Raw genomic sequence first — 15626 nt, forward strand, 5'->3', positions numbered from 1 at the left:
AATGTATATCGAACATTTGACTGTACAGGGACGCTTTGGAATGGAATTTTAGCTTATGTAGCCAAGAATATGTGTCCTTGTACTCACGCTAAGTTCATAAAATACAAAACCGTTGAACGATTACGGTAAAATTACAAGATTGAAATTAAAGACTTATAAATAGTTTTTCAATTGGATAAAAATAATTGTTTGCATCCACTAAACACAATGATATGATAATGAAATTAGTTTCTTCGTCCATACTGTTTTTTGTATTGCTGTCTTCAGCCACTATGTTCTCCCAAAAAATCATTACTACTATAGATGTCCCTAAAGTGATTGGACCAGACACTCTTTCTCATTGGGTTAAAAAAAATCGCATTGGATTTGATATCTCTGAAATTGCCTTTGTGAATTGGAATGCTGGTGGAACTAGCTCTATTTCTGGATTATTAAAAGGTAAATTTAATAGAGTATATACGAAAGACAATTACAACTGGACAAACGAATTAATTGTACGTTATGGCCTAAATAAACAAGATGGTATTGAATTGCGAAAGACGGAAGATGTACTGCAGTTAAATTCTGCTTTAGGCTACCGCCACGACACTGTATCGAACTGGTATCATACAGCCAAATTTAATTTTTCTACCCAATTCACGGATGGGTATGCGTATCCAAATAAGGATATATCAGTATCAAGACCTTTTGCACCTGCGTACATTTTTTTAGGGCTTGGAGCAGAATATGCTACAAAAGACAAGCACAAATTACTTTACTTATCTCCTTTTACTTCCAAAATAACAATTGTGTCTGACCAAAGATTAGCTAATCAGGGCGCTTTTGGTGTAAAAAAAGCACTGTATGATCTGGATGGAAAATTAATTACGGAAGGAGAAAAATCAAAATTGGAACTTGGTTTTCTGTTAACTAGCTTTTATAAAAAAGAAATATTAAAAAACATCACTATTGAAAATAGAATTAGTTTGTATTCGGATTATATAAATAAATTTGGCAACATTGATGTTGATAATGACCTTTCGTTAGAATTAGTGGTAAACGAACATGTAAAAACAAACATTGGAATCCACATTATCTATGACGATGATATAAAAGCCAAAGAAGAAATCGGTGGAAAGCAGGTTATCTTAGGCCCAAAAACACAATTAAAACAAGTTTTAGGAGTAGGAATCATCTATAATTTTTAGTACAAGTTTTATTGATCTATTAATCTGCGATCTCATTAAGAATCACGACCCGAATCTACTAATTGTTGTTTATAGTGGTACAGTAGATATGCAAACAAAAAACACAGCTTAGGTTAAGCAACATCTTTGTGATTATTTTGATTGCTTAAACCTTCAATTACTAAATCTATACTAAATTTCCGTACGATGTAGAGAAAAAAAATGACACCAATTGTCTTCCAATGGCGTCATTTGTCGTTTGTGGAGTGACTGAGACTTCAATCGAACACCTGATTCCAATTTTAGCGTTGTTAGACAGTTGTGGTTTTTTTAGTGTAATTAATTGATTTACATGCATTTATGTTTTTTATTTAGTAGGTATTTTTAATTTTAAGTGTTTTTTAGAAGGTTAAATTTCGGTCTAGATTCTTTAACTTTCATTCAAAATCATTTATCGGATAAAACATTAAATGCAATAAAAAAAAAGAATTTAAGAAGTGAGAGGAAATACAGTTGAACACTGAATTGGTTTTTAAAATTTAGTTTAAGATTATGAGTTACTGGTAAAGTCAAGTGATTAATTAATGTCTTTATTTCTGAGTATTACCAACATTTTAAAATTTTAACTAAAAAAAGCCTGTTTTTGAAAAATGTTGGCACGTTTTAGATAACAGTCTATTAAATAGCGTGTTGTAATTTTGTTTTCGTTCTAATTGCAAAGGATTGAATTATACTATTTCATAAATGCAATGGTTTAAACTAAAACTACAGAAAACATGAAATTTAATGAAAGAATTAAGAATATAGTTCTAGAGACAATTTGCCTGCTATTTGTTCTTCTATTTGTCTATGCAGCAGTTAGCAAATTGCTGGATTTCGAGAACTTCCAAGTGCAACTGGGACAGTCTCCCTTATTAAGTAGTTTTCCAGTTGGGTGGCATGGACTGTTCCTGTTTTGGAATTACTTATTTCTCTACTGATTATTTTTAATAGATGGAGAATCATAGGTCTTTTTGCTGCCTTTAGTCTTATGATTATGTTTACCACTTATATAGTAGTTATTTTAAATTTTAGTTCTTTTGTACCTTGTTCATGCGGAGGAATTCTTGAAAAAATGGGTTGGTCAACTCACTTAATATTTAATGTTTTCTTTGTCGCTTTATCCGTTGTAGGAATCTGTATTCTTTCCAAAAAAAAAATATCCCAATTTAGTGCAAAGCCATATGCGATTTTTCTCTCACTGATTAGCACGGCAGTTTTAAGTACCGGTATCGTGGTCTTATTTTTTATTGTATCAGAAGATATTATGCATCATCGAAATAATTTTGTTCGTCGCTTCCCAGATGATGCTACAAAAGTTGGAGAAATTGATCTCGATTTTAATTCTTATTATTTTGCAGGGGCTGGTGAGGGCAAAATATATTTGGGGAATTATACAGCTCCTCTTCTAGTGACCACGATGGATAAGTCTTTACTTAAAAAGAATGAATTTAAGATTCATCCTAATCGAACTGATTTTAAATTTCAATCTGTTCAAGTTCGCATTCTACCTCCAAATTTTTATCTTATTGATGGAACTGTACCAGTAGGAAAATAGCCGATTGGAATGCTAATTTATTATGGAACGGAGCAACTACTTTTTCTCATTACCAGCTTATTGATTCCCTTAATTTAGTATTTCGATCCAATTACAATATAAAAGGCGAAAGTATTCTTGGAACCTTATATTTTGGAAGTTCTCCTAAAACATATTTTAATGCCAATCTTTTACAGAAACAGATTGATGGAATTTTTGATGTAGACGGCTATCTTCATTTTGACAAAGCCCTTAATCGGTTAGTTTATATCTATTTGTATCGCAACCAATTCATTGTTGCAGATCAGGCACTGAATATTAGCTATCGAGGTAAGACAATAGACACTATTAGTAAGGCTCAGATTAAAGTTGTTGACGTGACAAGTAGAAAAGAGCGCAAACTGGCAGCGCCCCCTTTAATGGTTAATAAGTCTAGTGCGGTTTCTAACAATTTACTGTTTGTCAATTCAGCATTAATTGGACAATATGAACCTCTAGAAATGTGGGAGGAAGCAACTATCATTGATGTATACAATCTAAACACGAATACCTATGTAGGGAGCTTTTACATCTATGATTATGATGATGAAAAGTTGAAGAACTTTTTTGTGCTGGATGATAATTTTTATGGATTTATAGGAAGTCATTTAGTTCAATATAAGTTAAACAAAGGATTACTATCAACTAATGTAAATAACGATCAAAAGTAGAAAAGAATAATGTCTTTAAAATATACTGGCCAGTGTCGGGGGAACGATCGAAAACCTGTCAAAGAGTAGATCAAAAATAATTTTAATTTTATTAATTATGAAAGCAAATTTTATCAAACAGGGTATTCCTGTTGCCGTATTTGCTCTTGCGGTAGCAGGGGCATTTACAACCAATGCCATGAATGTGCGTTCTAAAACAGTAGCAACAGTTCAAGGGTATGTTAAACTTAATCCACAAGGAACGTCATGTGAACAACGTGATATGTGTTCAACTATTAACAATGGAAACATTTGTACCGTAGGATTAGTACCAGGGGCTACGCCATTGTTTGCTAAAAATTCGGCAAATCAATGTACAGTAACGGTTTATAGACCCTAGTGTTTATTGTTAGTAGAAAAGGGCAATGCAGTTCCAGCAAAGGAACTGCATTGTTTTTTACTGGGGAATGTTCCCTTTTTTCAAGGACGACACAGACTCTTTTTTGTCCTTTAAATAATAATCGAACCACTGTTCAATTCGTTGGGTTAAGTCTTCTTGATGTTTTTTTTCCATTAAAACATGATTTGCTCCGGGATAGAGTAACATGGTATTTATTTTACCAAGGCGTCTCAGTGCCAGATAAAATTCTATAGTTTGATTATGATCTATCTGGCCGTCTTGATCACCTGCCCAAGACAATAGTGGTGTATTTACTTTATCTGCATGATAAAGTGGGGAGTTTCTTAAATATGCGGGGTAATCCTCATATAAAGATTTACCTATTCTTAGTTGTCCAAACTCATAATGGTAGAAATTAGGTATTCCATATCCTGGGACAACCCAAAGGTAACCATTAACAAAATCAGTAATAGCGGCCCCAGCCACCGCTGCTGCAAACATATCAGTTTGGGTAATTATATAATCCGTTTCATATCCTCCATAGGAATGACCAGTGATACCTATTCGGGATCTGTCAATAGATTCACTATCAATGACTTTTTTAGTAGCTGATACGACACAATCTACTGCTGAAGGTCCTGGATTTTCAATTTCATAAACAATATCAGGTAAAAAAACAAAATATCCATTTGATGTAAAATTGCTAATATTAAATCCTGTCGGGTTGTTCTGAGATGGGTTTACATATTTATACAATTCTTTCGATTGCTTTTCGTATAAATGTACAATCATAGGATATTTGATTTGGGAATTATAATTGGCAGGATAAAATAATACACCATTCAGAATAGTGCCTTTAGAATTGGTATAGCTAATGAGCTTAGACCGTCCCCAATTGTATTTAAAATGCTGTGGATTGCTTTGAAAGAGTACTTTCTCTTTTGAATTTGAGTTCTGTTTAAAAAGTAATCTCGGAGGGAAATTATAGTTTTCTTCTTGATACACATAACAGTCATTATTTTGACCAGTTAGGAGTCGGCTGGTATGCATTTTTTTATCCAATAAAGGTTGTACTCCATTTTTTTTATCCCAAAAACAATATCCCTTATGTTCCAATGCTTCGGTTTTTAGCACTAATCTTTCAGAGGGTTGGTACATAATTTTATACCCACCATCGTAATTCATTTTGTCATAAAGCTGTGGTGATTGAGGTGCGATTCTATAAGTAGTTTTGTTTTCTCGACCTTTGGTCAGTCTACGGGCACTTGATCCATCGAGTGCAATACTCCAAATGTCATACTTATCATATACAAGAAGTGTATTATCTGCTTGTATCCATGCTGGGTTACCAAAAGGAGATGCCTCTTCGGGCCAGTCTGATTCGTTATCTGAGAAAAACACACCAAGTTCCTTGGTAAGATTTCTATGTAATCCACGAGTTATATCATAAATCCACCAATCCTTATTTTTAAAATAGGCAATATGTTTTTCGAAAATAGAAATCGAAGTCCCTCCACCTGTTGATTGGTTTTGCAATACTAATTTTCGCTCTCCTGTTTCCAGATTCAAAATATAAATATCCAAGGGAGCATCACGGTTTTCTTGTGGTTCATACGTAGCTGGGTTGTAGATAAAAGCATATTTCTGGTCTCCACTTAACATCATTTTAGGAAATTCATTATCAGTAATGGGGCTAAAGCGGTTCTGCTGAGGCCACCATACAGCCACTTTGGCTATTTTATTCCAATTATCATTGTTTACTTTGACAGGATAAAGAAATTTGTCATCTGCATTCCAAATTTGCGTTTGCAAAGGGTCAATAGGAGCTGTCGTTTTTTCCATTCCAAAGAATATACGCCTGCCATCATCAGAAATGCTAAGTTTTTCAAAAGAGGAAGAGAAAATTTTCATATTTGCTGGAAAAATATCTTGTATAGATGGATTAAAAGTATATAATTTAGCTTGTTCTATATCATAATAGCCTACTGAAGTGGATTCTGTTTTTTTATCATTCTCTAAAGGGTGCTTTATAAAAGCAACAGACTTTCCGTTTTTTTGCCAAGTAATATCGGAGTAGTCACAAGCTGCGGTTGTATTAGCGATTACTGAGGTAGTTTTATCCCTTAAGTTGAAGAGGGAAATTATCGTATGGTTTCCTGACTTTGAAGTATAAACAAGGCCATCATTCTGCTGATTATACCAGTACTTGTCCACATCTTCTAGAATAAGGGATTTACCAGTTGCCAGATTTTTTAGCTGCAGCTGTTTTTTCTCATGGTTAACTTTTTTCAATATGAGTATATCTTTGGTGTAAACGCTCAAATCATATTGAACTACTTTTTCTATATTCTCTTGTTTTGAGGTAAGTAAATCAGTGATTTTTAGTTCTCCATTTGGACTTTTTATCAAAAACCATTTATCTGCGTAAAATTTTCCTCCACTTGCGCCAGGAAAAGTAAAGGTTTTTGAATTAGTACTGTTCTTAACAAATAGAGTATCGTTGCCATTTTGATAAGACAGCGAATAACTAATCCATTTTGCATTTTCAGAGAGTTTTTGCAAGGTGAGATAACTCCATAAAGAATAATCGGCAGCTATAAGTTCTTTTTTATTGTTGTTTTGTGCAGTCCCAGGGCATGAAATCAAAAGGAGTATCAGACCTACAAAGTACGCCTTTATTCCAGTTAGATATCTAACAGAAGTATGAGTTATATTTTCTATAGTATATTGCATTTTAATAGCCATTATTTTGTGGATTCAGATTGGGATTTAATGAAATTTCCGATTCAGGTAAGGGGAACAACCTATCCGTAGTATTCCATCCTGGTTTTACGACTGTTAATGCGGCATCGAGTTGGTTTGTTCTTTTAAGGTCAAAGAAGCGATGCCCCATTTCGGTAAAAAGTTCCACCTTTCTCTCCTGCAATAAAGCAGTAAGAATATCCGATTTACTCAGAGCAGTAGTGTTCGCTAGGCCTGCAGTATTTCTAATTTTGTTCAAATCTTCTTTCGCTCCAATAAGATCCCCTTGTTGCGCTCGTGCTTCACCACGAATCAAGTATTGCTCTGCTAAACGAAATACGACAGAGTATTCCATTGCTCCCAAAGTATTTGATTTTTGACGATACTTATTGACATGAGACCAGCTATCACTTCCGTTTGTTATTGTTTTTACCCAATGAATCTTCCGTTGATCCCCAATTTCAAAATCATTTAGGAGTTGATCACTCAAAGCAACAGTGGGCGGCGGTCCTGAGGTAAAGATGAAAGTTTCTCCTTCCTGCGTATTTTGCCCATCGGTACGAGGCATAAATTGCCAAATAGTGGTACTACTTTCTTTTAAGAAGATGGCCTCCAGATTATTTTCCCAAGGATATACTCCGGTATTATTGATGAGGTACGAAGCGGTATCGGCTGCTTCTGCCCATGAGCTATTATAAAGATAGACCCTTGCTAATAGTGACATGGCCACAGACTTATTAGGACGTACCCGATCGGTAGAAATATAGTTGTCCGATAGCAATGAAGCAGAAAGTTGTAAATCACTGATGATGTGGGAATACAGCTCCGAATAAGGCATTCTGTGTGCCACTTTATTTAACTGATAATTCGTTGTCGTAATGTAGGGCACGTCACCGTATAGATTTAGAAGATAAAAAGTAAGTAAGGATCTTACAAATAATGCTTCGCCAGTAAGTTGGTCTTTGTCCACTTTAGCCAATACAGTAGAAGCGCTAACCCCTTCGATAATTGCATTCGCAGCATAAATTTGGCTGTAGCTGCTGCTCCACCAACTAAAAATTTCGGTATTAGAAGCAAGGATGCTGTTGTTGTAAAAATTTCGGGTCGTTCCAGAAATACCGCCATAATAATCAAGTTCATCTGCATAGTTCCCAAGTTCATTGGATAGCCCTGAAACATTCCCGCTTAAAATGCCTGTATCTCTCATTTTGGCATAAATACTCACCATAGCCGCATTGGCTGTAGCCTTGTCCTGAAAAACGGCGCTTGCCGTAAGTTGTGATGTTGGGAGTTCCACATCGACAAAATTATCACAGCTACTCAGAAGCAGACTAAATGCAAGGAATGGGATAAGCAATCTATTGGTTACTATTCCAGCTTTACCTTGCTGGATAAATCGGAAAAATGATATTTGTTTCATAATGTTTGAAATTAAAGGGTTAAAAAGTAAGTTGGATTCCAGTCGTAAATACTTTTAAAGGCGGGAGACTTGAACTAAATCTGGACTCGGGGTCTGCTCCGCGATACGAGGTAATGGTAAGCAAGTTTTGACCTTGAAATACGAATCGGCAATTGATACCTTTGATCCATTGTTGCGGAACAGTATAGGACAAGGACAAATTTTTGAGACGAATATAGGATGCGTCTACAATCATGGCGTCACTGGAGTAAAAATTGTAAAATGCGGACACTGCTACACCATTTACTCCTGTAGTATATTGTTGATAAAGCGCACTGTCTCCTGAATTTTGCCAATGATCAACAACTGTTGCTGGCTGATTTATCATCGTCCCAGGTATTCCCGTAGTATAAGATCCACTGTAATTTAGTTGCTTGACCCCCTGAAACAAAAAATCCAATTGCCAGTTTTTATAGGTAATTGTATTTTGAAACCCTCCAAAATATTTTGGATTCAAATCACGGATGGACTGTTTGTCCTCTGCCGCCGTAAGTGAGCCATCATTATTAAAATCCTCAAATTGATAGATACCGGTTGCCGGATCAATACCCGTATAATGGTATACTTTTTTAATATTTAAAGGCTTACCTATTACAAATTGATTCTCGTATGTTGACCCTTTAAGATTGGGAAAAGACAATAGTTTATTACGCGAGATTGTCAAATTAAAACTGCTGGTCCAGATAAAGGACTGTTTTTGAAAATTAATGGTACGTAATGTTAACTCGATTCCTCTGTTTTGTACTGTTGCGTCTAAGTTTGCTTGTAAGGAATTAAACCCGGTTGTTGCAGGGAGTGGAATTCCCACTAATTGGTTTGAAGATTGATTGTTATACCAGCCTGCTGTTAAAAAAATTCGGTCTTGTATAAAACCGGTTTCTAATGCGAATTCTAATTTTTTATTGGTCTCCCATCCAAAATTGGGATTAAACAAGCGTATTGGTTCCAGTCCGACAACTCCCCCATAATTGTTTCCAGAAGAGCCGTAAGTATCTAAAAACTGATAATCCCCAATTTGGTCATTTCCTGTAGTACCATAACTAGCCCTAAGTTTTCCAAAACTTAAAAAAGGAAGATTATCTTTTATAAAATTGGTATTGGAAAACAACCATGCACTTCCAATCGCTCCAAAAGTGGAAAACTGTTTCTGTGCACCAAATCTACTTGAACCGTCCCTTCTAGCAGTAAAATTGAGGATGTATTGGTTCGCCCATGAGAAGTTAACCCTACCAAAGAACGCTTGATATTTGTAAACGTATTCCTCATGCAAAAGATCATATACATTAAAGGCGGAGGAAAGATTATAAAGCAGACTATTGCTACTAAATCCGTTTGCCTCTTGTACTAGTTGAAGGGTCTTCTGCTGTTGGAAAGTACTTCCCAATAGCACTTCTGTTTTCCCTTTGCCAAATTCTTTTTTCCATGATATTTGGGGCTCGATGATCCATGATTTTCTGTTCGTGGTATTGACATAAATAGATGAATATTCACTTCCTACTTCATAGGCAGGATCATACAAAGTAGAAGGTTGTGTGCGGCTATCATCAAAACGAGTATCTGTAAAACCAATACTTGTTTTAGCAATTAAATGGGGGAGGATGTTGTAAGACAACAAGCTGTTGACAAATAAGTCATTGGTGCGGGATATATATTTTCCATTTAGGTTAGCAAGAGGATTATTCCAGGTACTGTTTTCCCAGTTTAAATTTCCCTGCGCATCATACAAAGCTGGTGCATTAGGCGGAAGAAGAATGGCTTGTTGCGTAATATCAATCCCTGGTTGGTTGTTTTCCTGTGCGGTATAACCCATCGAAAAATTGAGTCTAAATTTTTTGTTTTCTGATTCCTGACTCAGTTGAGAGTGTATATTTCCTTTTTTATAATTAGAATCGCCAGGAAAAACGGTTGTTTCTTTGTGAAAGTTTCCATTGATGATGAATTGCGTTTGTGACGATCCGCCTGAGACGGATGATTGCAAATCAGTAAACTCAGCAGTTCCTCCAACAAATGTCTTTTGCCAATCAGTATAGCGATTTTGATCCCAAGTACCGTTAACATCATAATCAGAATAACCATAGGGAATACCATCATTAACAAATGCTTCTTTTCGCATTTGCAAGTATTGCAAGGTATTCATCAAATCCATCAGTCGGGTGACTTTCCCAAAACCAGTAGAAACATTCGTAGTGAATTTTGTTTTGCCTTCTTTGCCTTTTTTAGTAGTTACGAGTACCACACCATTAGCGCCACGGGATCCATAAATGGCTGTTGCATCAGCATCTTTAAGGACTTCAATACTTTCGATATCTCCGGGATTGATGCTGTTTAGTGGACTGATTCCGCCAGGCAGGACTGTACCAGTTAAATCAGAACCTAGCGCTTCTGAAGCATAAGGAACACCGTCAATGATGTAAAGAGGCTTGTTTCCATCAGCGCGCAAACTGTTTTGTCCTCTAATCTGGATGTCAAAACTACCGCCAGACACTCCAGTATTTTGCGTGATACTAACTCCAGCCATTCTTCCCTGCATAGCTGCCAGTACATTAGTTACAGGCTGTTTTTCTATGTCTTTTGCTGTAATTCTGGCAATACTACCAGTACGTTCGCTTTCCTTGACGGAATAGTATCCCGCATTGACGCGTACTTCTTGAAGCGTTGTGGCATCTTCTTGCAAAACGATATCAATCATTTTAAGCGCATTGATTGGCATAGAGACCGTCTTATACCCCATAAAGGAATAGACTAGCGTAGCGCTAGGGGAAGCCGCTATTTGATATTTCCCATCAAAGTCTGTAATGACAGCCGTATTTGTTCCTTTGATAGTAACCGTTACGCCTGGTAATGGGCCATTAGAATCTGTAATGGTGCCGCTTACTTGATGGGTTTGAAGGTTGAGTTTTAGAAAATTGCTGCCGTTGTAAGCTAGGACAGGGGTAAGGAACAGGTACAACCCTAAAATAAGGGAATACACTATTGTCCTACTCCCGTTGATTAATGAACTATTTTTCATAATTTTGGTTATTGGTTAGATGAAACATGCGTTTTGTTTTACTGTGACTCTCTATTTTGTTTGACGACAGGGGTAGAGGGTCTTTTTTTTGTGTGATGAGCCACAAAGGCGCTAAGGCATTAAGGTTAATTTTTTATTTAGTCATAGGCTTTAAAAGTTTGATGGTTGTGCGTTAAAGGTTATTAGTTACTGTAGCTTCTCAATAAGTTGCACCGTTTATTAATTGAACCCAATATCTTTAAAAACAGCCTTTTAGATCTGTTTTAGGTCTGGACGACTCGTTTAGAAAATTCTGCTGCAACCATAAAGCCAAAGAATTATAATTGTTATTAATGCCACTATTAAAGCGGCTTGTATTTGTTTGTAGTATTTCATTATATTGGTTGTTGGTTAGATTAAACAAATGTTTTGTTATGACTCTCTAATCTGTTTGACGACAGGGGACAGGTTCTCTTTGATCTCTTTGATTCATTATTACCATTCTATCATTAGCAAGCTGTTTTTTTTGGTTTTATAGGATTACTAAATAACCTGCACCTTGTGATAACTAACTCAAATTAAATTATGTCCATTTTATTCAAAAGGTTTTTTGGTGCAGGTGTTTAGGTTTAATAGATTATAAAGTCATAAATGGTTTTGTTAATTTTATAGTTGATTTTAAGTATAATAGCATGTATTCCATCAATATTTTTTAGATGAATATCTATTTTTTATTTTGGTTCAAAAACTCCTTTTGCTCCCCCTCGCAAAACATATTCTAAAAACTTAAGCATACCATTTGGAAAATAGAAATAAAGACAATACTTTTAAAGTGCGAGTTTAAAATAGAAAGGCTGAAATCTAAGTGCCAAAAGCAGCTTAGGTTTGCGGTGAGATATAACGATAGAAATGTTGTTTGTAATAAATCTCATTTTATATATCAGGGTAGGGTTTCACGTATCAGTATATAAATTATACTGATGGTAGAAGTTGCTCTTGTAAGAGTGCTTCTCTGCTTATCCTAGCCAACCCATTGATTGTTTCAGTTGAGGGCGACAAAAGGAACCTTTAATTAGTAGTTAATTAAGGTGGTTTGCTACGAGTAATACATAAAAAATTAGTTCTCATAATTTATAGGTTTATGGTTATGGAACGATGTATTTCAGGTATGAAGAGTGCTTGCAGAAAAAGCAAGGAGCGGCCTCACACTTTCAATCCGTGGGTGTCCTACGACCCTCACCAATAATTAATAATTACTGGTTGCAATTGAAAGCATATGTGAGAACCGCTCGCATGCCGTTTGCAAAAGTAATAAACTTTATGACATGGAGCGATTTCACGATACTCTCGTTTGCTAAAATAGGACTTTACGGAACGAGAAAACATCGTCTAATTATACCTTTTAGAGGTTCATAATCAATTCGCTAGAACAAATATAATAATAATATTCAAATATCCAACAAGTTGGATATAATATTTACTTTTAATGGAAAAAATATTGGAATTTCAAACTACTCAATTTGATTTTGAGTTGATTAATCACATTGTCGCACTGAGAAAATCAATAGGTTTTACTAAGGAAGATTTAAGCATGGCAATGGGTGTGGCGAAAACATTTGTTGGAAATGTTGAATCATTTACTCAGCGTCACAAATATTCGACACGTCACATTGCATTATTAGCAAAGGCTTTTGGTTATAAAAATATTTCAGATCTGATGAAGTTCCCTACTCCTCAATATGATAAAATTAAAGTTACCGTAAAACAAACTATGAATGAAAGCGGTACTAAGGCTTTGAGGTCAGAGGTGATACTGATTGAGCCTTTAAAATAATTTACAATAAATAAATAATTATACTTTATTAGCTAAATGTAAACATTATAAAGAATATCACTATTAAGTACCTCAAAAGTTTAGCTGCTTGTCCAGTTATTTTTTTTCTTCTATTAATTGGATTTTAAATGGCTTAGAGAATCTTTTTTTATTCGATTTATGTTTGGCGATAATTTAGAAAACTGTAAAAAATATAATGCATTACTTTTAATCGTTGATAAATTTTTCAATATATCACTAAAAGTGGGTATTGCATTAATAATCTAAAAAGCTTTTATTTACGTCCCAAGATACATAGCATGAGTTGTATTGAAACTTTAATTTAAATGTTACTTGTTGAATTTAGCAGCAATACTAAAAAAAACCAAATGAAGTACAAATTTCCGAAAGTCACAATTAATAAAGAGGGTAATTTTGGGCTAACTGAAAATAAGAATTTTTATCATCCCGTCTTTTATCACAATAAGACAGCAAAAAAAAATCCTGATAAAACAAAATGGATTCTTAAAAAGAATGAACAGTATGAGGTTTTTAAGCTTTCTGACGAAGGGGAATGGGGTTGTAATGAGAATTGCGGGTTATTTGGAATTTTAGAAAATGGAGAAATTATTCTCGGAGATGGAGAAGAAAGACTATCTTTTTTTCCAAATCCAGCAAATATTGAAGACCCTTGGCACGGTTTCCCTGTTCATAGTGGAGAGTTTGAACCAAGTACAAAAACTGTAGACAAATGGTTAAAAGATAAAGTTATTGATAAAAGAATGCATATTAAAATTTTAAAAGGATCGATATGAAAACTCTCAGATTCACATTAAAAGTAGATGCAATTGAGAGCTACATTTACAGTGGTCATTTATTTCTTATTCTATCAAATGGTCAAATAGTTTATTCACCTTTATCTCGTGTTATATCTAAGCTCGTAAACGAGTATCCTGATTTTGAAAATTTAATAAGGGTTTCATTTCAGCGAAATGATTATCTAAATAATAGGCAGGCAGAAGTGTTTTTTGGTATTGGAGAAATGAAAAAAAGTTTTATTCATCTATGGGAAAAAGCTTCTGAAGAGATGGAATTTACAATAATTCTTGATGAGAACGATTATACTGTAATTGATGAAGTTCCTTCAATGCCAGTTCTTGACCTCAAAATGTACGCAATGCGCTTATATGTTGGTAGTAAAGAGGGACTATATGAAATTAATTTAAATTCCGATGACAGATATAATTTAGAACCAACTAAACCTCAAAAACGTTTTGACGGCAAAGTAACCTGCCTGAATGCTAAATCAGGAGAAATAATTATCTCTTCAAATAGCAACGGATTATTTCACGGAACTTTTTTAAACAGTTCTAACAATCTTAAAGTTAACGAGAAGCCTGTTGCTGAAAAATCAATTAGAACTGCTTGGTCTGGTTACGATGTTATAAATTATGACAAGCAAAATGATTTTGAGTATTACGTAAATGAAACTGAAAAAATTGAAAATAAATTAAATTATTCAAAGTTTGATGAAGACAGCGAAAGAAGAAGAATAACGGATTTTGGTTCATCAAAGTATGACCTTTCAACTTTATTGAATTATTCAAGAATAGAAAAAAAAGAAATCAATTATTGTTTTAATAGCTCAACTTCTGGATTCTTTTTTATGAAAGATGGAAGTTTTTTGAATATAAATTTAAACAAACCAAAGGACAAACAATTATATTTTGTATCAAAAAATAAGGCTTTACCAACATTAAAAAATGGTAGCGCAAATTTCTTTAAACCATTATCTACCTCAATAGTACCAGAAGGTTGTGTGGTTGAATATTTTGATAAGGTTGTACTTTATCAAAATTCGAAAGCAAAAATAATTGAAAACACTCCTGCTATTAATGTCAGAACATATCCTTCATCAAAAAGATACAGAAATTTGATTTCAGTGACTAAAGAAAAAGAAATAACAATTCACTCAATTTTTCCTTTTAAAGAAGATAGTTTTGCTTTAACAATAGAAGATTTTGAAAATAATTCAGTTTTTGAATTTTTATAAAGCATTGAGCTAGTGGAATTGTCGTTTCGTAATAAAATTATGCAAAGCAGAAAGGTTACAAATTCCCCACCATCTCAAAATAGCAACACGTTGTATGATATTTAGCCCCAGAATCGTAAAAATAGATGAATCAATTTAGAAAATCATATTACAACAATAAGTGGCATGAATTCTCTATAGCGATAAAACTTAGAGATAATAATAGATGCTTAAAATGTGATAGACAAGAGTCTGAAGTCATTCTTCAAGCACATCATAAAGTATACAGACCAAACCTTGAACCATGGGACTATCCATACAGTGATTGTATTACACTTTGTAAGGGCTGTCATGCAAGAGAGCATAATTTGATAGAACCCGAATATGGATGGGTTCTTATATCTGTTGAAGATTTAGGCAACAAAGACGGGATTTGTGAACGCAAAGGATGTGGAGCTGAAATCAGATATGAACATTTAACGTATCATCCAAATTGGGGCTATAAAATCGTTGGTAGTACCTGTATTGAATATTTAACAATAGAAGACCAATATTTGAGTACAGTAACATTAAAATTATTTAGAAATATTAGCACTTTTATAAATAGCTCAACGTGGGATAAAAGATTTACCAAAAAATTAAAAAGTTATATTGCCACAACTTATTGTTTTGACCCCTATAAAACAAGAGTATTATTCTAAATTTCGATTATTAATTATGCTGTTAATTTTTCCATTAAAATTAGATGTTTATCCTGGTT

At 34.3% G+C, this 15626-nt stretch carries 10 protein-coding genes and 1 pseudogene; 8 read left to right on the forward strand and 3 right to left on the reverse strand.

Features of this window, described 5'->3' with window-relative positions; translation table 11 throughout:
* Window positions 1–218: 218 nt before the first annotated feature.
* The 4 genes and pseudogenes from HNQ00_RS09015 (at window position 219) to HNQ00_RS09025 (ending at window position 3831) form a co-directional block, all read left to right on the forward strand.
* Complete coding sequence (locus tag HNQ00_RS09015; protein ID WP_173838016.1) at window positions 219–1187, forward strand: DUF3078 domain-containing protein; 969 nt, start codon at window positions 219–221, stop codon at window positions 1185–1187.
* A 755-nt stretch (window positions 1188–1942) separates the two neighbouring features.
* Window positions 1943–2763, forward strand: a pseudogene (locus tag HNQ00_RS16315) (MauE/DoxX family redox-associated membrane protein).
* A 254-nt stretch (window positions 2764–3017) separates the two neighbouring features.
* A complete protein-coding gene (locus HNQ00_RS16320) occupies window positions 3018–3452 on the forward strand; it encodes a hypothetical protein (protein WP_254598475.1) in 435 nt (144 codons plus the stop codon).
* A 97-nt stretch (window positions 3453–3549) separates the two neighbouring features.
* Entirely contained in the window at window positions 3550–3831 is a 282-nt protein-coding gene (locus tag HNQ00_RS09025; RefSeq protein WP_173837998.1) for a DUF6520 family protein, read from the forward strand.
* 57 nt (window positions 3832–3888) lie between these two features.
* Here HNQ00_RS09025 and HNQ00_RS09030 read toward each other — a convergent pair whose 3' ends face one another.
* From HNQ00_RS09030 to HNQ00_RS09040, 3 genes are read right to left on the reverse strand one after another with little or no spacing between them, the layout of a single operon-like run.
* The gene (locus HNQ00_RS09030) at window positions 3889–6576 is read right to left on the reverse strand and encodes a S9 family peptidase (RefSeq protein ID WP_173837999.1); all 2688 of its coding nucleotides are present in this window, start codon (window positions 6574–6576) and stop codon (window positions 3889–3891) included.
* Window positions 6566–7993 carry a RagB/SusD family nutrient uptake outer membrane protein gene (locus HNQ00_RS09035; protein WP_173838000.1) on the reverse strand — a complete coding sequence of 476 codons (1428 nt, stop codon included), beginning with the start codon at window positions 7991–7993 and terminating at the stop codon, window positions 6566–6568. Before HNQ00_RS09035 ends, HNQ00_RS09030 begins: the two co-directional genes overlap by 11 nt.
* A gap of 19 nt (window positions 7994–8012) precedes the next feature.
* Window positions 8013–11042 (reverse strand): SusC/RagA family TonB-linked outer membrane protein, encoded by a 3030-nt coding sequence (locus tag HNQ00_RS09040; protein ID WP_173838001.1) that lies wholly within the window; start codon window positions 11040–11042, stop codon window positions 8013–8015.
* Between the two features lie 1465 nt (window positions 11043–12507).
* Here HNQ00_RS09040 and HNQ00_RS09045 point away from each other — a divergent pair.
* The 4 genes from HNQ00_RS09045 (at window position 12508) to HNQ00_RS09060 (ending at window position 15567) form a co-directional block, all read left to right on the forward strand.
* Window positions 12508–12855: a helix-turn-helix domain-containing protein gene (locus HNQ00_RS09045; protein ID WP_173838002.1), complete on the forward strand. Its 348-nt coding sequence runs from the start codon at window positions 12508–12510 to the stop codon at window positions 12853–12855.
* A 368-nt stretch (window positions 12856–13223) separates the two neighbouring features.
* Window positions 13224–13649, forward strand: a complete 426-nt coding sequence (locus tag HNQ00_RS09050) for a hypothetical protein (protein ID WP_173838003.1) — start codon at window positions 13224–13226, stop codon at window positions 13647–13649.
* Window positions 13646–14887 (forward strand): hypothetical protein, encoded by a 1242-nt coding sequence (locus HNQ00_RS09055; protein ID WP_173838004.1) that lies wholly within the window; start codon window positions 13646–13648, stop codon window positions 14885–14887. Before HNQ00_RS09050 ends, HNQ00_RS09055 begins: the two co-directional genes overlap by 4 nt.
* A 125-nt stretch (window positions 14888–15012) precedes the next feature.
* Window positions 15013–15567 (forward strand): HNH endonuclease, encoded by a 555-nt coding sequence (locus HNQ00_RS09060; RefSeq protein ID WP_173838005.1) that lies wholly within the window; start codon window positions 15013–15015, stop codon window positions 15565–15567.
* The last annotated feature ends 59 nt before the right edge of the window (window positions 15568–15626 follow it).

Origin of the sequence: Flavobacterium aeripolare (assembly GCF_013294025.1) — a bacterium.
GTDB lineage: Bacteria > Bacteroidota > Bacteroidia > Flavobacteriales > Flavobacteriaceae > Flavobacterium.